The following is a 20,799-nucleotide window of genomic DNA, read 5'->3' as shown; positions in this document are numbered from 1 at the left end:
CCCCCCCTGGGGGGGTGGCGGCCCACTTCTTTAGTATCGGTCGGTTTTATGCGCCTTATACGCCCTGTAGGGCGATGACTGCTGGGAGGGTTAGGATTAGCAGGGAGAAGGCCACTGCCCAGCCCCAGGTGCGGGCCAAGAGACTTAGCCCAAGGCCAAGAAGACCCAGCAGGGGTGCAAGAGCCCAGCTATAGCTGGTGGTAAGCCCTCCATAGGTAAAGGCAAGAGCACCTGCCAGAAATATAAAGGCAGCAAGCAGATTGAATTTTTGCCAGCGCGGGGAAGAGAATGTTCCCCACTGATTACCAGTCACGTAAGATACCATCTCTACCACCTTTTCTAAAAAATCGCATTAGGAGCAAAAACTTGCCTAATAGCAATTGCCTTAGCCTTCACCCAGCCTGAGTACTTATTCATCTGTAAGTCAACTGTAATCAAAGCAACTAGCTGACGGTCACAGGTTTTATTGAAATAACCCTTCTCTGCATAACACAGGTCATGAGTGCGACACCGCGTGTCGAGCAAATCAATCGGAGCGCCAGGGCCACTCACCCCTGGGCCGCACCAATTCCCATGAACTGGAAAGCCAATTTGAGGATCATGCCCAGCAAGAGCAGGAAAAGCTCCCCCTCCAAGACGATTTGATACCCCCTGATTGTACGAAATGGCTGACAGCAAAACAACTTCGCTTACATCGTCTGCCCGGGCTCCATCGACATCGAAGTAGTCAATATTGCCAGCTGAATCAAGGACAGCATACTCTAAAAGCTTCTCTGCCAGAATCTCGCTATTATGCGAGCCTCCAGGGGAAGTAATAGCATTTGCTGGCACCATTAGGCCAAACGAAATAGCAATTACTAGAGATACAAGAAAAACATAAAATCGCTTAAACATCGCGACTCCCTAAATTGAAAATTTTTCATTACAAATTGTGAACCTGTGAGCCGTATTACAAATACTTACATGATGAACATCACTTGTCAAGAATCTGTGAAAAATATTTTGGCAACAGAACCAAACCAGTTCCACCTACTACCAACGCTTGGTTCTACCGTCTAAGACCCAAGCAAGAATCCCCCTGCCTCCTTCAACTGACGACCAAGGCCCCTGCGCCCCAGAGAGCAACTCGTGATACGCAGCGGAGGTCACAGCAGAACAGCACTGCCTACCGTAAAAAGTCCCCCATGTTCCGGCGTCCTGCCACCTGGCCGGCGTCCGGAGCAACAATCACGGTCTGGGTGGCGGCGTACTGGCTGGTTGCGGGGTTGCCGTCGGCGTCCGTATCTCCCCCGTCCACCACGCGCAGGGTGGCGGCGGGGTCAACCGAGCGTTTCAGGACGGCCAGGGCGATAGGCCCAGCCTCGTGGTGCAGGGCCACCGAGGTCACGGTGCCCACCTTCTTCTCGCCGTTCATCACGGCAGAACCGGCAGCGGGCAGGGTGTGCTCGGAGCCGTCCAGGTCGAGGAAGGTCAGGCGGCGGGGCGGGTGCCCCAGATTATGCACGCGGGCCACGGTCTCCTGGCCCTTGTAGCAGCCCTTCTCCAGGTGCACGGCGGTACGGAGCAGGTCGAGCTCGTGGGGGATGGTCTTCTCATCGGAGTCCACGCCCACGCGCGGCCGCCAGGCCTCAATACGCAGGGCCTCAGCCGCCCATACCCCGGCTAGCTGGGCTCCTTCGACCGCATCGAGCAGGCGGTGGGCGGGCACGATGGTCAGGTAGCGGCGGTAGGCGGACGCCGGGTGCTCGTCTTCCCCAGCGGACGCGTAGGTGTAGCCCCCGGGGGCAATGCCGGCGCCCCAGGGGTCAGTCCAGACGATGCCGCCTGCCAGCACGGCATCCGCGCCCTCAGCCTCGCGCGGGTCAAGGGTGGACCCCAGCACCGCGTGGGTTTCGGTGCGGTCGGTAATCTCAACGCGCAGCATGAACTTCATGCGGTTCAAATACTCGGCCAGGGGCACGGCCTGGTCCCGTTCGGTGATCAGCCAGACCGCGCCGTCCTTCTCAACAGCGAAAGCAGAGAACTCGATACGGCCCTGCGGGGTCAGCAGAAGAAGCTCGGTGGAGCTCCCCTCCCCCAGCCCGGCTAGGACCTGGCTTGAGAGGGTGGTCAGCCAGCTCAGGCGGTCCTCGCCCGCAACCGTCACCACGCCCAGGTTGGAGTGGTCAACCAGGGCAAGCCGGGTACGGCGGGCCAGGGCCCGCTGCTCAGCAACCGGGTCGCCGTAGTGGGCAGCGACCCCGGCGTCCGCCCCGGACGCCGCAAAGGCGCCCGGGCGAGACAGCAGGGGGCTACGGTAGGCAGTCACTGCTGGTCACCTGTAAGGTTTTCGCCGCCGAACATGGTGGTGCCCAGATCTTCACCGGTCATGGACGAGGTCTTACGCAGCTCAGCCGAAGCGTGCTTCTCAAGCTTGCGGGTTTCGGGGTTAGCGGTTTCCCAGTCCCACATGAGGTTGCCGTTGACCAGGCCCCAGAGGCGTACGGAACCGGCATAGTCCTTAGTGATGTCGTCCTTGAGCATGTTGCCGGTCTGCATACGCACCACCGGGCCCTTAATCATGCCCACGTAGTTTTCGGTCAGACCGCCGGGGTGGGCGATGGTGGCCAGCAGGTTGAAGCCGCCGTCCTCGTTGCGCAGGGACTCAACGGACTCGGCGTCCTGGTGCACGGGGACCACGTCAGCAGGCACCAGGCCGGGGCCGACGTCGCCGTCCACCTGGGGGCGGTCAATCTGCCAGAAGCCGGTCTCAACGGTGATGGTGCGCAGCTTCTGTCCCTGGTCATCGAGCAGGAAGCTCTCGGCGCGGTATTCAATGAAGGGCAGACCGTCCTGGCTGAAGGTAATAATCTGCCCGAAGGGAGTTGATTCTGCCCCCTCGTACCAGAGGGAGCCGGTACCCTCCCAGGTGCCCAGCAGCCAGGAGAAGGGCACGAGTTCGGGGGTGAGGTTGGTGGGAATTTCAATAGCCATACATACCAGTGTAATCGGCAAACCAGTCCGAGGAGAGGGGCAGGTATAAGCAGCGAGGGGCGCCCCTCTGACGACTAACCTTCTTGCTGGTTCGCTCTGGCTCGCAAGCTCGCCAGATTCGCGCCGAGATTATTTTCCTCGCACGCTCGGAATCTCGACGCTCATCGACTGCAATTCATGCCAGCCCCAGCCAGTCGTCTGCCGGGACGCCCCTGCCGCCCGCTTTCCCTACTCCCCTGTTGGTCAGGCTTTAGGGCATAAAGAAAACCGGCCCTCGCGCAACAGTGCGCAGGGCCGGTGTTGATAAGCCCGTGGGTTGCTTACTTCTGGCCGCGGAAGAGGCCGGTGAGTACGAAACCGATGCAGGTGAAGATAGCCAGACCTGCCAGGCCCAGAAGGACGAGGAAGAAAATTTCAAGTGCAAGAATACTCATACCGCTACCCTACCACGCGAGTGAGGAAAGTCGCACACACATAGGCGATGACGCCGATAAATGCTACGGGTGTTACGCCCAGGGTGACAGCGCCGCGGCGGGGCCCTTCCTTGGGGCCTGCCGAGACAACCCGGATGCCGATAAGCCCCAGCAGCAGGCCGACGGCCAGGCCGATGGTGATGACGGGGTAGGCGGTTTCAACGTCCCTGGCTAGGATGGCTAGCCCCACCCAGCCTGCTACCGATACCGAGGCGAGCACACCCGAGACGCAGCTGATGACCGATTCCAGGCGCCCCACAGCGCCTTCGCCGCGGGCTAGTTCTGCCATGAAGCTTGCGACCACGCCCACCGCTGCGATAGCGGGCAGGAAGGCCAGGGGGGAACTGCCGGGGTTGAGCCAGGAGTAGAGCAAGGAGGCTACGCCCGATATCAGCACGATGACGGAGTGGGAGGTGATGCGGCGGCGTCCACGCAGTTCGGCGATGCCGGTGGCTGCGGGCCAGCCGCCGGCGATGAGAAGGACGGCGCCCAACCCGGCGAGTGCTGCGAGGTCGGGTGAGGTAGCTGCGGTGATGACCAAGGCTATGAGGGTGATGAGGGCTGAGAGTGCCACCAGTGTGTAGCGAGAACGGCGGGTTGCGCCGATACGCCCGATGGGCCCTTCGTAGACGGTTTTCTGCCGGGCTCGGCGGAGCTTGGTGAGCTCGGGGACGAAGGTGCGGATAGCTCGGGTGTGGGTGGGATCTTTAGTAGTCACTCTGGGGTTTCATCTCGGTGTGTGGTGGGCCGGTGGTGTGGGTGCCGGCGTCCTTCTTATCTTCCCGTATTACGAACCTGTTTATCAACGTCTGTTGCGTGCGTTTTATACTGGTGCTTGAGTTGACCTGTTCAAGGGAGTGTATGAGCGTGCTGCATATTGTCGTATTGAGTGATTCTGCGACCGATGGCGCTGATGTCACTCAGTCGCTGGGGTTGTTGGCTCATCAGCTGTCTATTCTGCCGTTGGGGGCTTCTGCTTCGATGGTGCAAGCTGCGGGGCCCGATGTGGTCTTGGTTGATGCCCGTGAGCAGTTGGTTGCGGCCCGTAACTGTGCCCAGTTGTTGAAGGGGTCTGGTTTTACTACGCCGCTGTTGATGGTGCTTACCGAGGGCGGTATGGCTGCGGTGGCGCCGCACTGGATGGTGGACGATATCGTGCTTGAGTCGGTGGGTCCGGCTGAGCTTGAGGCCCGTTTGAGGTTGTTGACGGCGCATGTGGCTGAGGAGGCTGAACCTGAGAGCACGGTCATTCGGGCCGGTGGTATCACGGTCGATGAGGCTTCGTATTCGGCTCGTTTGCAGGGGTCGCCCCTGAACCTGACCTACAAAGAGTTTGAGTTACTGAAGTTTTTGGTGCAGCACCCCGGGCGGGTTTTTACGCGTGCCCAGCTTCTCTCTGAGGTGTGGGGTTATGACTACTACGGTGGTACGCGCACGGTTGATGTGCATATTCGTCGTCTGCGGTCGAAGCTGGGCCCTGACAATGAGCAGTTGATTACGACGGTTCGCAATGTGGGGTATAGCTTTAACTCGGCGCGGTCGGATTCTAGGTAGGCTTAGAGGAGCTGCGATGTGTGTAGGAGGCGCGTGTGGTCTATGAAATTATTTCACCCAAGGTTTCGGGTGTTGTGCTAGCTGATTTTGAGCGGTTGGCTGAGCTGGCCCGGCGGCAGGACGGCGCCTCCCCCTTTTCTGAGCAGACCTTTGTTGAGCTGCGCAAGACAGCTGCGGGGGCGGACGCCGGTGTGCGGCTTTTTGAGGCCCGGCAGGCTGGTGCGCCCCTAGGTTTTGCGGCCCTGGTGAGAGAAGGTGAGCTCTGGGTGTTGGAGGCCGCTGTTGCCCCCGAGGCCCGTGGCCAGGGCCTTGGCTCGGCCCTAATAGGCGCGGCAGTTGAGGCTGCCGGTGATGAGCCGATTCGGGCCTGGGTGCACGGTGGGTCTGATGATTCTAGCCCTGCCCTGCAGTCGGCAACCCACCTGGCCGATAAGCTGGGCTGGCGCCCTACTCGCGAACTCTACAAGCTGGGTCTGACCCTGACCGACGAGGCGCGGGCGGGCGTCCACACCGATGCCCAGGCCCGCCCCCTCCCCGCTGACCTAGCGCTGACCACCTATACCCCCGACCGGGCTGAGGCCTGGGTGCAGGTCAATGCCCAGGCCTTTGCCCACCACCCCGAGCAGGGGCGGCTAACCCTCGATGACCTTGCGGCCCGCACCGACTCTGACTGGTTCCGGGCAGAAGGGTTCTTCCTGGCTGTAGAAAAGGACGGGCAGCTGGCAGGCTTCCATTGGACCAAGATTCCTACCGGCCAGGGCGAGCACCCCGAAGGGGAAGTCTATGCGGTAGGTATTGCCCCCACCTGGCAGGGTAAGGGGCTGGGTAAGGCCCTTACCCTAGCCGGCATGGCTTACCTAACTGATGCTAGCGACGAGTCCGGTGCTCCCCTTGAGCGCATCGTGCTCTACGTCGATGCCGATAACACCGCCGCTGTGGCTCTCTACCGCTCCCTGGGCTTTACCCCCTTGACCATCGACCGCCAATACGCCCCCGCTCACCCCTAAAGCTTTACCCCGCCCACCGCACTGAAAGGCACCCCATGACGACCACCCCGGCAGAGACCCCGGCCCACATCAACGGCGATATCAGCAAGCTCGAACGCGCCGAAACCCGCGTAGACCGCATCGATGTGGGCGAAAAAATCAAACAGCCCAACCTGGACGGTGACTTCGGCACCGACCGCTTTCTCGACCGCGAAATCAGCTGGCTCGACTTCAACACCCGCGTACTCGAACTGGCTGAAGACCCCAACCTCTACCTGCTAGAGCGCCTGAACTTCCTCTCTATCGTCACCAGCAACCTGGACGAATTCTTCATGGTGCGCGTAGCCGGCCTCAAGCGCCGTATCGCCACCGGTATCGCTGTACCTTCGGCTGCTGGGCTCTCCCCCGAAGAGCAGATGGAAGAAATCTCCGAAGCTGCCCACGCCCTGCAGGAGCGCCAGGCTAAAGTCTTCCACGAGCAGGTCTACCCCGAGCTCGAAAAAGAGAACATCCGTATCGTGGGCTGGGCTGACCTCTCAGACGCCGAACAAGACCGACTCTCCCGTTTCTTCCGAGCCGAGCTCTTCCCCGTACTCACTCCCTTGGCTGTTGACCCGGCTCACCCCTTCCCCTACATTTCTGGCCTGTCACTCAACCTGGCCGTCATCGTCCGCAACCCCCAGACCGGCAAGGAGCTCTTCGCCCGCCTCAAGGTGCCCGAAGCCATCGAGCGCATGGTGGCCGTTGACGGCGCCCGCGCGGTCAAGTCCTCCTCGGGCGAGGTCCGCTTCATCCCCCTTGAGGTCATTATCGCCGAGCATCTCGACATGCTCTTCCCCGGCATGGAGGTCGTGGAGCACCACGCCTTCCGCGTGACCCGCAACGAGGATCTTGAAGTTGAAGAAGACGACGCCGAGAACCTGCTCAAGGCCCTAGAAACCGAGCTGCTACGCCGCCGCTTCGGCCCCCCGGTGCGTCTGGAGGTTGAAGACACCATCAACCCCACCATCCTTGACCTGCTCGTTTCAGAGCTGCGCATCGACGAGCACGAGGTCTACAAGCTCCCCGCCCCCCTCGATTTGCGTGGCCTGTCTGATATCGCCAAGACCAACCGCCCGGCCCTGCACTACCCCAAGCACATCGCCCACACCTCCCGCTGGCTCAACGCCAACGAGACCTCCAAGGCAGCCGACGTCTTTACCGCAACCCGCGACCACGATGTGCTCCTGCACCACCCCTACGACTCCTTTGCCACCAGTGTGCAGGCCTTCCTGGAGCAGGCAGCTGCCGACCCCTCCGTCCTGGCTATTAAGCAGACCCTCTACCGCACCTCCGGCGATTCCCCCATCGTGGACGCCCTCATCGAGGCAGCAGAAGCCGGTAAGCAGGTGCTAGCCCTAGTTGAGATTAAGGCCCGTTTCGACGAGGCCGCCAACATCAACTGGGCCCGCAAACTGGAACGTGCGGGCGTGCACGTGGTCTACGGCATCGTGGGCCTCAAGACCCACTGCAAGCTCTCCCTGGTCGTGCGCAAAGAAGCGGACGGGCTGCGCCGCTACTGCCACATCGGCACCGGCAACTACCACCCCTCCACCGCCCGCTTCTACGAGGATCTCGGTCTCATCACCTGCGACCCGCAAATCGGTGAGGACGTCTCCCGTCTCTTCAACCAGCTCTCCGGCTACGCCCCGAAGACCACCTACAAGCAGCTACTGGTTGCCCCCCGCTCCCTGCGCTCGGGCCTGATTGACAACATCAACAAGGAAATCGAGCACAAGCGCGCGGGCCACGCCGCCAAGATTCAGATCAAGTGCAACTCCATGGTTGATGAGGCTATCATCGACTCCCTCTACCGCGCCTCCCAGGCAGGGGTTGAGGTCAACGTGGTCGTTCGCGGTATCTGTGCCCTGCGCCCCGGCGTCCCCGGTCTCTCCGAGAACATCAAGGTGCGTTCAGTCCTGGGCCGCTTCCTCGAGCACTCCCGCGTCTTCACCTTCGAAAACGCCGGGACCCCCAAGGTCTACATCGGTTCAGCAGACATGATGCACCGCAACCTCGATCGCCGTGTTGAAGCCCTGGTGCATGTGAAGGCAGAAGCCCATATCAAGTACCTGCTAGAGATGTTCGACAACTACCTCTCAGAGAAAACCAGCAACTGGCACCTGGGGTCAGATGGCACCTGGGAACGCCACCACCTGGCAGCCGACGGCTCACCCCTGCGCGATGTGCAGGCCTACTACCTGGCTAGCCGTGACCAGAAACGCAACAAGCGAGCCTAAGCCGGGCGCAGACGTCCGCGCCTTGTCCACCGCTCACAGCTAAGAGGCATAGAATGTCCTTGGGTTAACATTCGGTTAACTCAAGGACATTCTCAATGCCCGCCCCACCCCCACGGAGCTTCCCACATGCCGCACACCGAGACCTTCTACGCCGCCCACACCCACGACGGAGCGCTCTCGCTCAGCCGAGGCCCCCACAACCGGGCAGCTGTCAACGCAGCAGGCGCCATCATCTGGCGCTGGCACCACGACCAGGTGCAGGTCCTCATCATCCACCGCCCCCGCTACGATGACTGGTCCTGGCCCAAGGGCAAGCAGGACCCCGGCGAAACCCTGCCCGAAACCGCCATCCGGGAAATCCGCGAAGAGGTCGGGCTCAACGTCACCCTCGGCGCCCCTCTGGCGGTGACCGCCTACGAGGTCAAGGGCAAGCCCAAGGAGGTCTACTACTGGGCAGCCGAAGCACCCGCCGGGCAAAAAGCCGTTGCCGATGAGGGCGAAGTGGACGAGCTGCGCTGGGTCACTCCCAAACAGGCCCGCACCATGCTCACCAACGCCACCGACAAAGAGCCCCTCGACGCCCTGCTGGCCTTGGCTCATGCGCAGAACCTGCGCACCCGCCCGGTGATTATCGTCCGCCATGCCAAGGCCAAACCGCGCGCCAGCTGGGCCGGGGCCGAAGGCGAGCGCTCACTTGCGGCTACCGGCAAGCGCCAGGCCCTGGCGGTAGGACGCCTGCTGGAGGCCTGGCAGCCCGAACGCATCGTTTCCTCTCCCTGGGTGCGCTGCATGCAAACGGTCTACCCCTATTCGAAGGCCTCTGGTATTTCCATCAAGGAGAAGCGGGCTCTGACCGAAGCCCACCATGCCCGGGCGCCCAAGCACGCCCGTAAGGTGGTCGAGTCCCTCTTTGAGAAGCGGGATAAGTCGGTCATACTCTGCACCCACCGCCCGGTGCTGCCCACCGTCCTTGAGGTTCTGGGCGAGCACCTGAATAAGCAGCTACGCCCCCATCTGCCCGTGCATGACCCTTACCTCAAGCCCGGGGAGATGTGGGTCTTGCAGGTGTCTGTGGCCCACCCCAAGACCGTGGTGTCGCTGGAACAAATTAAGCCTTTTGACGATTAAAGAAGATATGACTGTTATTCCTACCCCCTACGAAGACCTGCTGCGCGAGATTATGGCGACCGGCGACGAGAAAGCCGACCGCACCGGCACCGGCACCAGAAGCGTCTTCGGCCGTCAGATGCGCTTTGACTTATCTGAGAGCTTTCCGCTGATCACCACCAAGAAGGTGCACTTCAAGTCGGTGGTTATTGAGCTTCTCTGGTTCCTGCGCGGGGAGTCAAACGTGCGCTGGTTGCAGGAGCGCGGCGTGACGATCTGGGATGAGTGGGCGGACGAGGACGGCGAACTGGGCCCGGTCTACGGGGTGCAGTGGCGCTCCTGGCCGGCCGGTGACGGGCAGACCATCGATCAGATTGCCAAGGTGCTTGACTCGCTCAAGAACAACCCCGATTCCCGCCGCCATATTGTCTCTGCCTGGAACCCGGCTGAGGTTGACGACATGGCGCTGCCGCCCTGCCATGCCCTCTTCCAGTTCTACGTGAAGACCCGGGAGGACGGCCAGAAGGAGCTCTCCTGCCAGCTCTACCAGCGGTCTGCCGATATGTTCCTGGGCGTGCCCTTCAACATTGCCTCCTATGCCCTGCTGACCCAGCTGATTGCTGAAGAGGTGGGTATGGTGCCCGGTGAGTTTGTCTGGACCGGCGGGGATTGCCACATCTACTCTAACCACTACGAGCAGGTTACCGAGCAGCTGTCGCGCGAGCCTTACCCCTACCCGCGCCTGCGCATTAAGAATAAGAAGCCCTCAATTTTTGACTACGAGTTTGAGGACTTTGAGCTGGTAGATTACCGCCACCACCCCCTCATTAAGGCCCCGATTGCGGTCTAGGGTCGAGGAGTTGAGCGTGAACGGTGAGCGGGTAAGCGACTCGGGTACCCTGCCCGAGCTAGCAGCTATCTGGGCGCAGGCGGGCAACGGGGTGATTGGTCGTAACGGCGATATGCCCTGGTATGCGCCCGAGGATCTAGCCCATCTCAAGGCCTTGACCCTGGGCGCCCCGGTCATTATGGGCCGCGTGACCTGGGAGTCCGTCCCTCCCCGCTTCCGCCCCCTGCCGGGGCGGCTCAATCTTGTGATTACGCGTTCTGTCTCGCAGGTTGAAGAGAAGGACGGCGCCGTCTGGGCGCCTTCTCTCGATGCGGCTTTGGGGGCGGCGCAGAGTTTAGCTCCGGACGCCCCCACCTACTGGGTCATTGGCGGCGGCTCCCTCTACGCCGAGGCCCTGAGCCGCACCGACCTACCCGGAGTAGCGGGTGGGCAGGTAACCCGGGTGGAGCGCACCCTCTTTGAGGCTGAGATTCCAGGGGATACCTACGCCCCCAAGCTGGGCGCCGACTGGGCACTAGTTGCTGATGGCGCACCCGTCCGCTCTGAAAAAGGCTATGCGCTGACCGCCACCGGCGAGAAGCTCCCTCTCACCATGCGGTTCCAGACCCTGCGCAAGACAAAGGCAGCAGGTCAGCGCCAATAGTTTGAAATAAAACGGGCAGGGGAAAGCCGCCCCAGACCGTCCACAATTTTGGCGGTTGCATCTTCCAAACCGTGCTCTTTACCTGTTTCCTCAAAAGCCTCTGGCAGGTAGCTAAGAATCTCTTCTACGAGCTCTTGGGCCCGTTGCCTCGGCAAGCCTAAACGCTGTCCCTCAAACACTAAACCTTCGTCAGAAATCTGAGTAAATCTATAGTTTTTCTTAATTCCCATAGGAAAATAAGCCAAGCTTTCATCCCCGATATGTGCAGCAGCAGAAATCAAATCGTACAACGGGGCAAGCTCACTCCCGCTCTCCCGATGCACCAAAGAATAGTTCTTGGCATGAGCATCTGTACCAACTACGCCTACGTTGAACACCAATGCCTTTAAAGAAGTCCTCTTGAAAAGGCCTTTAAGGAACGGTAGCGCTACTTTATTTTTATGCGTCCGGTTTCGTTCAGGCATAGACAGGGAAAGGGGCACCGAACTTTCATATCCTGGGGAATAGGCAAAAGTGATTTGCCCATTTTTCTCCATGAATGTGCCACACAGTTCACCATCTAGGTAGGCATTGAGTTCGCTCATGATGCGGCCTTTACTTGAAGCTCTAGGTTTAGAGCCCAAAAAGCATCTAGTACCTTATAGAGCTCAACCGTTGGCTTACCTTGTTCAAGGTCAATGTACCATTTGCGGGATACACCAATTTTGGCGGCTACTTCTTTTTGAGTAAGACCGAGCTCTTCTCGGCGGAGACGGACGACTTCCCCCACTTCTCCAGTGATGTGCAGGGTTCGTACACCGGTGGCATCTTGCTGTGTCATACCGCAAGTGTAACCGAACGACTACTTTTCCTAAAGTAATCGTACGGTTACTTTAAGTAAAGTCACCGTACGATTACACACCCTCTCACCATGCGGTTCCAGACCCTGCGCCGGGAGCCGGTAAAAGCTAGACTGAAACCATGACTTTTACATCTGGTGATTCCGTAGGCTTTGTTGGTTACCGTGGCATGGTCGGCTCCGTGCTCATGAAGCGCATGCTCGAAGAAGGTGACTTCGAGGGTATCAACCCGGTCTTCTTCTCCACCTCCCAGGCCGGTTCAGCAGCCCCCACCTTCTGCGGGGCGCTGGAAGAGTCCATGCTCAAGGACGCCCACGATATCGACGAGCTCGCCAAGCTGCCCGTCATCGTGACCGCCCAGGGTGGCGACTACACCAAGGCAGTCCACACCCAGCTGCGTGAGCGCGGCTGGAGCGGTCTCTGGATTGACGCCGCCTCAACCCTGCGCATGAACGATGATGCCGTCATCGTGCTTGACCCCATCAACCGCGACGTCATCGACCGCGGCCTGGAGTCAGGGGTTAAGGACTTCATCGGCGGTAACTGCACCGTCTCCTGCCTGCTCATGGGCCTGGGCGGCCTGTGGAAGCAGGGGCTGGTTGAGTGGGGCACCTCCATGACCTACCAGGCAGCCTCCGGTGGCGGCGCCCGCCACATGCGCGAGGTGCTCAAGCAGTTCGGCGATATCAACGGCTACGTAGCAACCGAGCTGGACGACCCCGCGTCCGCCATCCTTGAGATTGACCGCAAGGTGCTGGAACTCCAGCGCTCCGGCGACCTCGATACCACCCAGTTCGGTGTACCCCTGGCCGGTTCGCTGATTCCCTGGATTGATTCTGACCTGGGCAACGGCCAGTCTCGCGAAGAGTGGAAGGCCGAGGCTGAGTCCAACAAGATTCTGGGCCTTAAGGGTGATGACCGCGTGGTTCTTGACGGCCTGTGCGTGCGTATTGCGACCATGCGCTCCCACTCCCAGGCTCTGACCTTGAAGCTCAAGGAAGACCTGACCGTTGAGGAAATCGAGAAGATTATCGATGAGGACAACGAGTGGTCAAAGGTTATCCCCAACACTAAGGATGCCACCGTCGAGGGTCTGACCCCCGTTGCTGCGTCCGGTACCCTGGATATCCCGGTGGGCCGCATCCGCAAGCTCAACATGGGCCCCCAGTACATCTCTGCTTTCACCGTGGGTGACCAGCTGCTGTGGGGCGCCGCAGAACCCGTGCGCCGCATGCTGAAGATTGCGACCGGCACCCTTTAGACTGGTGCTATGACCAAGAACGAGATACCCCCGATTCACGACTCCCACGAGGAGCTGTGCGGGGGCATTCGTGCTTTAAATTTTAGGGTTGATAAGGGCTCGGACGTCCCGCCCTACTCCCAGCTGCGGCGGGCTATTATTGCGGCGCGAGCTTCCGGCACTCTGGCTGCCGGTGACCGGCTACCGCCCATGCGGGCGCTGGCTGCCGAAACAGGTCTGGCAGTAAACACGGTGGCTAAGGCCTACAAGGAGCTGGAAGCGGCCGGTGCCATTGAAACGCACGGCCGGGCCGGGTCCTTTATTACGGCCCTCGACTCAACCGCGCACAAGGCACAGACCCTAACCGAAAAGTACATTACAGCCATGCGTAAACTGGGCTTCGAAGACCAGCAGATCCACGAGACTCTGGATCATATGCTGGGGTTCGAAAGCTAGAACCCATTAGACTCAAGAGTCTCTGCAAACCTCACCAGCCCAATTTTTCTCAACCCCACCAGATACTCCGTGTGAGTTACCTCTGGGTTCTTCATGTCTCGCACGATGTCTTCAGCAATTTGTTTGATTCTCTGCGGATTCAGTGCAAACCGGTCGCACAGAAAATCATCTGGGTGAACGGCCCTCACATCAAATGGAGCTAAAGTCTCTTCAGGGAAGTCTTTCAGATTAAAAGTAACGATAAAGTCAGCACGAGCTCGAACTGCTGCTGCTAAAACATGGCGATCTTTAGGGTCGTTACCCATCTGATGTATCAGCGATTCATACTCACAAACTTCTGCATCTGGGAAGTATTTTTGCATATTTCTCACGCGCTTCTCAGCCTGCCCAGGCGTTCGCATGAACACTGTCTGCAAGTTACGTTCCACTTCCTCTAGAATCCCATGCGACCAGAGGGGCCTGTACTCTTTGGCATCTGCTAGGCGCAGAAGTAAGTCGCACGTTGGCATCGGTAGCAGTACACATGCATCGAGAACAGCAGATAGCCCAGACATTAAGATTTTCCTGACGGAATGCGAGTCTGCGCAAAGCTTGGAGGTAGGTCAAAGTAGCTACCGTCTGCTGATGATTCTTGCGTTTGTTCTTGGAGGAAAGCTTTACGCTCTCTTCGCTCTTTCTCTTCATACTGAATCAAGTCTGCGAGAAGCACACGGCGATGGCGGCCAACAGTAGTAAAGGGAATATCACCAGATTCGAGAATTTTTACGAGTGTTGGACGAGATATTTGGAGATAATCAGCAGCTTGCTGAGTGGTGAGCTTGGTATCGGTAGGGGTAATCGAAACAGCCTTGTTATGGGCTAAGGCATCAACGATGGTTATTAGTGTGTCATATATGGGGAAGGGAATGACCTGTTTTTTACCGTCTGGCGATAGCAGCGCAGGCTGAGCCCCCTCACCCTCAGTAGAAGCGCTGTGCAAAAAAGAAAAAAGTAGTTCTAAGTCTGCTTCATGGAAGGTGGAGGGTTCAAGAGTGGAACGCTGATTATGCTGGGTGACGGTCATACCACCACTATAGCACTATTCGAAATATTCGAAATATTATGATGTTTGCCTGTAGTGGCAGCCCGTTGGGCAGTAGTGGCTGCGGTTGCTGCGGCTAGCCCAGCGGGCGGCGGTGCGACGGCGGTGGGCTCGGTGCCGCTTAGCCTCTACCTGCCGCCAGATGTTCAGCACCTTAGCTTTCGCCCACACGTTCAGGCGGTGGGCCCAGTGGAATTCGGTGCCCCACAGGCTCATGCCCATGAAGATGAAAAGCCAGCCGGGGCCGGGCGTCACCAGCATGATAACACCGGCGACGATGCACAAAAAACCTAGCCCGATGATGAGCAGGCGGTAGAGCAGAAGCAGGGCGGCGTGGCGCCCCATGAAGGCGCGAAAGCGCTCCATACGCCGGTGTAGGCGTCCACCCTGCCCGCTCTCGATTTCTTTCTCTAGGCTCATGGCGCCCCTGCGTTAGAGAGTGAACCCAACGACCACAGGCTCAGGGACCAGGCGCACCCCGAAGCTTTCCTCGACCCCGGCTCGCACAGCGCGGGCGATAGCCGCGATATCGGCGGTCGAGGCGCCACCGCGGTTGGTGATAGCCAGGGTGTGCTTGGTAGAAAGCGACGCTCTGCCGCCGGCAAGCTCCGCGGCCTCGCCCTCAAGGCCGAAGCCCTTATCGAACCCGGCGTGCTGGATCAGCCAGGCGGCAGAGAGCTTGACCATGCCGTCCAGGGGTTCGCCGGCGGGGGTGGTTGCCGGGTAGCGGGGGGCGTCCTCGGGGAGCTGGGCTGCGACGTCCTGCCCCACGATGGGGTTGGTGAAGAAGGAGCCGGTGGAGTAGGTGTCGCGGTCGGTGGCGTCCAGCACCATGCCCTTGCCAGCGCGCAGGCGCAGCACGGTTTCGCGCACCAGGCGGGAGTCGGCGCGCTCCCCCACCTCAACGCCCAGCTGGCGGGCCAGCTCAGCGTAGCGGACGGGGGCGGACTGGGAGCCGTGGGGCAGCTGGAAGTCTACGGTTAGCACCACATAGCGGGGGGAGCCGTTGACGGTGGACTGCTTGAGAATCGAGTCCCGGTAGGCGAACTTGAGGTCGGCGTTAGCGAAGGTCTTGTAGCCGCCGGTTTGTCGGTCCCAGGTGCGCACCGAGGCGATGGTGTGGGCAACTTCAGAGCCGTAGGCTCCCACGTTCTGCACGGGGGTGGCGCCCACGGTGCCGGGAATACCCGAGAGAGCCTCAAGCCCGGAGAGTTCCTGTTCGACAGCGTAGGCTACCAGGTCATCCCAGGTATGACCGGCCTGCACGCGCAAGGTGGTGCCGCCGCAGGCATAGTCGCTGACGGTCTCGATACCGGTTGAAGCGATGTGTACCACTGCCCCGTCAAAGCCCTCATCGGCTACCAGCAGGTTTGAGCCCCCGCCGACTACCAGCAGGTCTTCTCCTGCCTGGTCGGCGGCGCTTACGGCGTCGATAATTTCCTGCTCGCTGGTGGCCTCAACAAAGAGGCGGGCGGGGCCACCCACAGCGGCAGTGGTCAGTTCACTTAAAAGCTTGTCAGTCACGGTGCCCATTCTACCGGCTCTGCCGGGGCGCCGCCTGCGAGCGTGCTCACCGGGCGCTGGGAGCTGGGCGCGGGCGTCCTGGCGGCTAACGCCCCTAGAGCTTTTCGGTGTGGACGGTGCTGCCAGGCTTCTTGGGTTCCAGCTGGCTGGTGAGCAGTAGGGACACAACCACAAAAACCAGCACGGCTAGCAGGCCGTTGCGGATGCCGAAGTGCTCCCCCAACAGGCCCAGCAGGGGCGGGCCGCCCAGGAAGGCCGCATAGCCGATGGTTGAGACAACGGAGACGCGGACGGCGGCCTTGAGCGGGTCGTCCGAGGCAGCTGACATGCCGGTCGGGAAGCCGAGGGAGGCGCCCAGGCCCCAGACCAGCAGGCCGACAAAGCCCAGGGGCACGGTAGGGGCGAAGATGAAGAGGGCCAGGCCGATAATGGCGAGCGAGCAGGTGGTGCGGAGCACCGGCACCCGGCCAAAGCGGTTGAGCAGGGCGGTGCCGCCAAAACGCCCCACCATCATGGCCACTACAAAGGTGAAGTAGCCGAGGGACCCGATGGTGTTGCTGGTGCCGTAGTCGTGGGTGAGGGCGAGCGCAACCCAGTCGTTGGCGGAGCCTTCGGCCAGTGCCATGCCCAGTACGAAGAGGCCGATGAGGATGGTGTGTTTATCGCGCCAGGCGTCGCGCACCCGGTAGGAGCCGACGGCGGCGATGGCCTGGGTGTCGTCCTGGCCGTAGTTTTCGCTGTGGCAGAACTTGAGGGAGATGAGGACGAGGGCAGCAACCGCTAACGCGAAATAGGCCATGTGGACGGCGAAGGGCACGCCCAGGCGGGTGTCGAGTGTGCCGATGGCGGCACCTGCTACGGTGCCGATCGAGAAGAAGCCGTGCATGATGGGGGTGACGTAGCGCCCCAGTGCCCGCTCGTTGGCTACGCCCTGCACGTTGGAGGCCACGTTGGAGACAGCGCTGCCCAAGCCCTGAAGCATGAGGCCGAGCAGGGTCACGGGCACGCTGGCGAGGTGCACGCCCAGGCCGATGAGGAGCATGCCGGTGACGGTGGTGGTGTAGGCTGCCGCGATACAGCGGATAGCGCCGTGGCGGGCGACGAGGGCACCTGAGAAGCTCACGGCGCAGAAGGAGCCAATGGTCATACCCAGCAGCAGCAAGCCCATGGGACCGGAGCTCAGCCCCAGCCCGTTAGCCACATCGGGCAGACGGGTGAGCAGGGCAGACACTACTAAACCGCTGGCAAAGAAAAGCCCCAGTACCGCCCTGTACCAGGTCTTAATCTGCCGGTCGGAAAGCTGGGTGCGGGGGTTATGTGCCATGGTGGGTAAGGTCGATTCTCTCGTAGTAAAGCTAAGAGGGCGCGTCAGTGTGTTTGTGTCCTGCTGTCTATTCTAGTGGTCGTGCACAACAAGGCGCCCGCTCAATCTCTGAACGGGCGCCTTTAGTGCGCAAGGTGGGGGCTATACTAGGCAAGCTTCACGAGTGCCTGGGCCTTCATCAGCACCTTCTGCTCTTTGCCCTCGGTGTCGGGGGCGGTGACGGTCAGGTCGATACGGGCGGTGCGGGCGTCCGTATCCAGGGCCCCGACCTTACCGGCAACCGAGATGACGTTTCCGCCGGTAGCCGGGGAGGCCGCGTCATCAGCATCGGGTACCGGAACCGGTTTGGAGAAGCGGGTCTGGTAGTCCACAATCGCACCGGCGTCGCCTACCCAGTCGGTCACCAGCTGCACGGCAGCGCCCATGGTGAACATGCCGTGGGCGATGACGCCGGGCAGGCCCACGGCGGTTGCAAAGCGCTCGTTCCAGTGGATGGGGTTGAAGTCGCCGGACGCACCCGCGTAGGCCACCAGGTCAGCGCGGGTGACAGGGATTTGACGGGTACCAATCTCGGTACCCTTTTCAAGGGAGTCAAAAGAGATAGCCATGGGTTAGTCCTCCGCCCGAACCAGCAGTGATGAGATGCAGGTGGCGACCTTTTCGCCCTCTACAGTGGTGATTTCTTCGCGGGTGGTCAGCATAGCGCCGGCTCCCATGACGCGCACGCTATCGACGTGCACCTCGGTGAGCAGCTCGTCCCCTGCCACGATTGGGCGGTGGTGGGTGAAGCGCTGGTCAGCGTGGACCACGCGGGAGAAGTCGATACCGGCTTCGGGGTCGCTAATCAGGGCGGCGTCTGCCTTCTGGGCCAGAATGATGGCGAAGGTGGGCGGGGCAATGAGGTCGCTGTAGCCTGCGCTCTGGGCGGCCTGCACGTCAAAGTGCAGGGGGCTGGTGGCCTTGACGGCAGCAGCGAATTCACGGATTTTCTCTCGCCCCACCGAATAGGGCTCTGTGGCCGGGTAAACGCGGCCCACAATCTCTTGGTTAATAGCCATAGAGACCACTCTACAAACAAAAAACCTGCCAAGCTAATGCTTGACAGGTTATCTGAGCCCCGACCGGGAATCGATCCCGGGACCTCCATCTTACCAAGATGGCGCTCTACCACTGAGCTATCGGGGCGTAGCGGTGGACGGGCTCGATCCGTCGACCTCACGATTATGAGTCGTGCGCTCTAACCAGCTGAGCTACACCGCCACGTATGAACTTTTGGGCTCATACAGAGCCCCGACCGGGAATCGATCCCGGGACCTCCATCTTACCAAGATGGCGCTCTACCACTGAGCTATCGGGGCAACAGATACTAGCTTACGGTACAACCTTTGGAAGACGCAAATCTAGAACCTGCTTTTTGGGGTGTTCTAGGGCACAACCCTTAGAACTTCTTGCGGCCCTTCTTCTTGCCGCCGAAGTCCTTCTTGCCGAAACGGTCGTCACGGTCAAACTTCTTCTTGCCACCGAAGCCACGGTCGTCACGGTCAAATTTCTTGCCGTCGAACTTCTTCTTGCCGCCGAAGTCCTTCTTACCGAAGCCGCGGTCGTCGCGGTCGAACTTGCGTCCGCCTCCGCCACCCTTGGGGCCGCGGTCGCGCTTGATGTTGATGAATTCGCCAGCTACCTGGGTGTCGCGCAGGCGGTCGAAGAAATCACCGGGCAGTTCTGCTTCGGGCAGGGAGACGATGGTGAAGTGCTGGCGGATATCGATTGCGCCGACCTGCTTGCCCTTGAGGCCGCCTTCGTTGGTGAGGGCACCGACGATAGCTGCGGGTGAGACGTGGGAGGAGCGGCCTACATTGAGCTTGTAGTCAACCATGCCTTCTTCGGAGTGGCGGCGGCCGCCGCGGGGCTTGTCGTCGCGGTCGAAGTCGCGGTCACGGTCGCGCTTCTTGTTCTTGGGTTCGGGCATTTCTTCGGCCAGGAAGGGGCGGCCCTGCTGGGCGATGACGGCCAGGGCTGCTGCGATTTCTTCGCCTTCGACGTCGTGTTCGTTGGCGTAGGCGTCGATGAGTTCGCGGAAGAAGCTGAGGTCTTCGGTTTCGATGGTGTCGGTGATCTGCTGGGCGAACTTCTGCTTGCGGTTGGCGTTGACGTCTTCGACGGTGGGCATGTGCATCTGTTCGACCTGCTGGCGGGTTGCCTTTTCGATCTGACGCAGCATGTACTTTTCGCGCGGGGTCATGAAGAGGATGGCTTCGCCTGCGCGGCCTGCGCGGCCGGTTCGGCCGATGCGGTGCACGTAGGATTCGGTGTCGTGGGGGATGTCGAAGTTGACGACCAGGGAGATGCGCTCGACGTCGAGGCCGCGGGCGGCGACGTCGGTGGCGACCAGGATGTCGATGCGGCCATCGCGCAGGGCTTCGACGGTGCGTTCGCGCTGGTTCTGGGGGATGTCGCCGTTGATGGCGGCAGCCTGGTAGCCGCGGGCCTTGAGCTTGTCGGCGACTTCTTCGGTTTCCTTCTTCGTGCGGACGAAGGCGATGATGCCGTCGTAGTCTTCAACCTCAAGCACGCGGGTCATGGCCTCGAGCTTGTGGGAGTGCATGACCTGCATATAACGCTGGCGGATGTTGGCGCTGGTGGTGGTCTTTGACTTGACGCGGACCTCTGCGGGGTCGTTGAGGTACTGCTCAGCGATTTTGCGGATGGTCTTGGGCATGGTTGCTGAGAAGAGGGCAACCTGCTTGGAGTCGGGGGTGTCTGCCAGGATCTGTTCTACGTCTTCGGCGAAGCCCATGCGGAGCATTTCGTCAGCTTCGTCCAGTACCAGGTACTGCAGGTTGGAGAGGTCCAGGGAGCCCTTTTTCAGGTGGTCAATGACGCGGCCGGGGGTACCGACGACGACCTGGGCGCCGCGCTTGAGGCCCGCCAGCTGGGGGCCGTAGGGTGAGCCGCCGTAGACGGGCAGCACGGTGAAGTCGGGCATTTCGGTTGCGTAGGACGAGAAGGCTTCGGCAACCTGCAGGGCCAGTTCGCGGGTGGGGGCCAGGACGAGCACCTGGGTATCTTTGGAGACGCCGTTGATGTCGGCCAGTTCTGCCAGGGTTGAGAGCGCGGGTAGGGCGAAGGCTGCGGTCTTGCCGGTGCCGGTCTGGGCTAGGCCGACGACGTCGCGGCCTTCAAGCAGCAGGGGGATGGTTTCAGCCTGGATGGGTGAGGGCTTTTCGTAGCCGACCTTTTCGAGGGCTGCCAGGACGCGGGCATCCAGGCCCAGGTCGGTGAAGCGGGTGCCGCCGTCCTCGTCCTTTTCTACCTGCTGGGTGGGGGCATCTACAACCGGTTCCTGGAAGATGGCGTCGGTTGCGGTTTCTGCGTTAACGGCAGTATTTTCAGTCAATGTTGTCCTCATCGAGTGGGGTTTCAGCACTCTCACTGAGGTGGAGGTGCTGTACGGGGTGTCCCCGTGGAAT

Annotated in this window: 23 protein-coding genes and 3 tRNA genes; 8 read left to right on the top strand and 18 right to left on the bottom strand. The window is 60.7% G+C overall.

Features of this window, described 5'->3' with window-relative positions; translation table 11 throughout:
• Window positions 1-55: 55 nt before the first annotated feature.
• From L6963_RS07260 to L6963_RS07240, 5 genes are all read right to left on the bottom strand, one after another.
• A complete protein-coding gene (locus L6963_RS07260) occupies window positions 56-313 on the bottom strand; it encodes a hypothetical protein (protein ID WP_237194777.1) in 258 nt (85 codons plus the stop codon).
• Between the two features lie 26 nt (window positions 314-339).
• Complete coding sequence (locus L6963_RS07255) at window positions 340-894, bottom strand: hypothetical protein (RefSeq protein ID WP_237194778.1); 555 nt, start codon at window positions 892-894, stop codon at window positions 340-342.
• A gap of 271 nt (window positions 895-1,165) precedes the next feature.
• The gene (locus tag L6963_RS07250) at window positions 1,166-2,308 is read right to left on the bottom strand and encodes a YgfZ/GcvT domain-containing protein (RefSeq protein WP_237206182.1); all 1,143 of its coding nucleotides are present in this window, start codon (window positions 2,306-2,308) and stop codon (window positions 1,166-1,168) included.
• On the bottom strand, window positions 2,305-2,973 hold the full coding sequence (locus tag L6963_RS07245) for an FABP family protein (protein WP_237206181.1): 669 nt from the start codon (window positions 2,971-2,973) through the stop codon (window positions 2,305-2,307). The genes L6963_RS07250 and L6963_RS07245 overlap by 4 nt, the downstream gene beginning before the upstream one ends.
• Before the next feature lie 438 nt (window positions 2,974-3,411).
• Window positions 3,412-4,164: a hypothetical protein gene (locus L6963_RS07240; protein WP_237206180.1), complete on the bottom strand. Its 753-nt coding sequence runs from the start codon at window positions 4,162-4,164 to the stop codon at window positions 3,412-3,414.
• Between the two features lie 149 nt (window positions 4,165-4,313).
• Here L6963_RS07240 and L6963_RS07235 point away from each other — a divergent pair, with 149 nt between their 5' ends.
• The 6 genes from L6963_RS07235 to L6963_RS07210 all read left to right on the top strand — a co-directional run bounded on the left by L6963_RS07235 (window position 4,314) and on the right by L6963_RS07210 (window position 10,865).
• Complete coding sequence (locus L6963_RS07235) at window positions 4,314-5,000, top strand: response regulator transcription factor (RefSeq protein WP_237194785.1); 687 nt, start codon at window positions 4,314-4,316, stop codon at window positions 4,998-5,000.
• Window positions 5,001-5,035: 35 nt separating this feature from the next.
• The gene (gene mshD, locus L6963_RS07230) at window positions 5,036-6,007 is read left to right on the top strand and encodes a mycothiol synthase (RefSeq protein ID WP_237206179.1); all 972 of its coding nucleotides are present in this window, start codon (window positions 5,036-5,038) and stop codon (window positions 6,005-6,007) included.
• Between the two features lie 35 nt (window positions 6,008-6,042).
• The gene (locus L6963_RS07225) at window positions 6,043-8,265 is read left to right on the top strand and encodes an RNA degradosome polyphosphate kinase (protein WP_237206178.1); all 2,223 of its coding nucleotides are present in this window, start codon (window positions 6,043-6,045) and stop codon (window positions 8,263-8,265) included.
• A gap of 126 nt (window positions 8,266-8,391) precedes the next feature.
• Entirely contained in the window at window positions 8,392-9,393 is a 1,002-nt protein-coding gene (locus L6963_RS07220) for an NUDIX hydrolase (protein ID WP_237199094.1), read from the top strand.
• A gap of 7 nt (window positions 9,394-9,400) precedes the next feature.
• The gene (locus L6963_RS07215) at window positions 9,401-10,222 is read left to right on the top strand and encodes a thymidylate synthase (RefSeq protein ID WP_237184908.1); all 822 of its coding nucleotides are present in this window, start codon (window positions 9,401-9,403) and stop codon (window positions 10,220-10,222) included.
• Between the two features lie 16 nt (window positions 10,223-10,238).
• Window positions 10,239-10,865 carry a dihydrofolate reductase gene (locus L6963_RS07210; RefSeq protein ID WP_237206177.1) on the top strand — a complete coding sequence of 209 codons (627 nt, stop codon included), beginning with the start codon at window positions 10,239-10,241 and terminating at the stop codon, window positions 10,863-10,865.
• On the opposite strand, the gene L6963_RS07205 is transcribed toward L6963_RS07210, so the two are convergent.
• On the bottom strand, window positions 10,853-11,449 hold the full coding sequence (locus L6963_RS07205) for a HipA domain-containing protein (RefSeq protein WP_237206176.1): 597 nt from the start codon (window positions 11,447-11,449) through the stop codon (window positions 10,853-10,855). The genes L6963_RS07210 and L6963_RS07205 overlap by 13 nt on opposite strands.
• Window positions 11,446-11,685, bottom strand: a complete 240-nt coding sequence (locus tag L6963_RS07200) for a helix-turn-helix domain-containing protein (RefSeq protein WP_237199098.1) — start codon at window positions 11,683-11,685, stop codon at window positions 11,446-11,448. Before L6963_RS07200 ends, L6963_RS07205 begins: the two co-directional genes overlap by 4 nt.
• A 140-nt stretch (window positions 11,686-11,825) precedes the next feature.
• On the opposite strand from L6963_RS07200, the gene asd reads away from it, so the two are divergent.
• Window positions 11,826-12,965: an aspartate-semialdehyde dehydrogenase gene (gene asd, locus L6963_RS07195; RefSeq protein ID WP_237206175.1), complete on the top strand. Its 1,140-nt coding sequence runs from the start codon at window positions 11,826-11,828 to the stop codon at window positions 12,963-12,965.
• A gap of 9 nt (window positions 12,966-12,974) precedes the next feature.
• The gene (locus tag L6963_RS07190) at window positions 12,975-13,400 is read left to right on the top strand and encodes a GntR family transcriptional regulator (RefSeq protein ID WP_237206174.1); all 426 of its coding nucleotides are present in this window, start codon (window positions 12,975-12,977) and stop codon (window positions 13,398-13,400) included.
• Here the strand turns inward: L6963_RS07190 and L6963_RS07185 are convergent.
• The 11 genes from L6963_RS07185 to L6963_RS07135 form a co-directional block, all read right to left on the bottom strand.
• Complete coding sequence (locus L6963_RS07185; RefSeq protein ID WP_272878442.1) at window positions 13,397-13,954, bottom strand: PIN domain-containing protein; 558 nt, start codon at window positions 13,952-13,954, stop codon at window positions 13,397-13,399. The genes L6963_RS07190 and L6963_RS07185 overlap by 4 nt on opposite strands.
• Window positions 13,954-14,463, bottom strand: a complete 510-nt coding sequence (locus L6963_RS07180) for a helix-turn-helix domain-containing protein (protein WP_237206173.1) — start codon at window positions 14,461-14,463, stop codon at window positions 13,954-13,956. Before L6963_RS07180 ends, L6963_RS07185 begins: the two co-directional genes overlap by 1 nt.
• A 36-nt stretch (window positions 14,464-14,499) precedes the next feature.
• Window positions 14,500-14,901 (bottom strand): PGPGW domain-containing protein, encoded by a 402-nt coding sequence (locus L6963_RS07175; RefSeq protein WP_237206172.1) that lies wholly within the window; start codon window positions 14,899-14,901, stop codon window positions 14,500-14,502.
• A gap of 12 nt (window positions 14,902-14,913) precedes the next feature.
• Window positions 14,914-16,005: a UDP-N-acetylmuramate dehydrogenase gene (locus L6963_RS07170; RefSeq protein WP_237206171.1), complete on the bottom strand. Its 1,092-nt coding sequence runs from the start codon at window positions 16,003-16,005 to the stop codon at window positions 14,914-14,916.
• Between the two features lie 94 nt (window positions 16,006-16,099).
• On the bottom strand, window positions 16,100-17,329 hold the full coding sequence (locus L6963_RS07165) for an MFS transporter (RefSeq protein ID WP_237206170.1): 1,230 nt from the start codon (window positions 17,327-17,329) through the stop codon (window positions 16,100-16,102).
• A gap of 146 nt (window positions 17,330-17,475) precedes the next feature.
• The gene (locus tag L6963_RS07160; RefSeq protein ID WP_237206169.1) at window positions 17,476-17,937 is read right to left on the bottom strand and encodes a MaoC family dehydratase; all 462 of its coding nucleotides are present in this window, start codon (window positions 17,935-17,937) and stop codon (window positions 17,476-17,478) included.
• A 3-nt stretch (window positions 17,938-17,940) separates the two neighbouring features.
• Window positions 17,941-18,387, bottom strand: a complete 447-nt coding sequence (locus L6963_RS07155) for a MaoC family dehydratase N-terminal domain-containing protein (RefSeq protein ID WP_237206168.1) — start codon at window positions 18,385-18,387, stop codon at window positions 17,941-17,943.
• A 55-nt stretch (window positions 18,388-18,442) separates the two neighbouring features.
• A tRNA-Thr gene (locus L6963_RS07150) sits at window positions 18,443-18,514 on the bottom strand.
• A 1-nt stretch (window position 18,515) separates the two neighbouring features.
• A tRNA-Met gene (locus L6963_RS07145) sits at window positions 18,516-18,589 on the bottom strand.
• A gap of 26 nt (window positions 18,590-18,615) precedes the next feature.
• A tRNA-Thr gene (locus tag L6963_RS07140) sits at window positions 18,616-18,687 on the bottom strand.
• 80 nt (window positions 18,688-18,767) lie between these two features.
• Entirely contained in the window at window positions 18,768-20,738 is a 1,971-nt protein-coding gene (locus L6963_RS07135; RefSeq protein ID WP_423816787.1) for a DEAD/DEAH box helicase, read from the bottom strand.
• Window positions 20,739-20,799: the final 61 nt, after the last annotated feature.

The organism is Rothia nasimurium (genome assembly GCF_928392795.1).
In the GTDB taxonomy this organism is placed as follows: Bacteria; Actinomycetota; Actinomycetes; order Actinomycetales; family Micrococcaceae; genus Rothia; species Rothia nasimurium_F.
The sequence above is the reverse complement of the archived record's forward strand: the minus strand, read 5'-3'. Positions and strand labels throughout refer to the sequence as shown.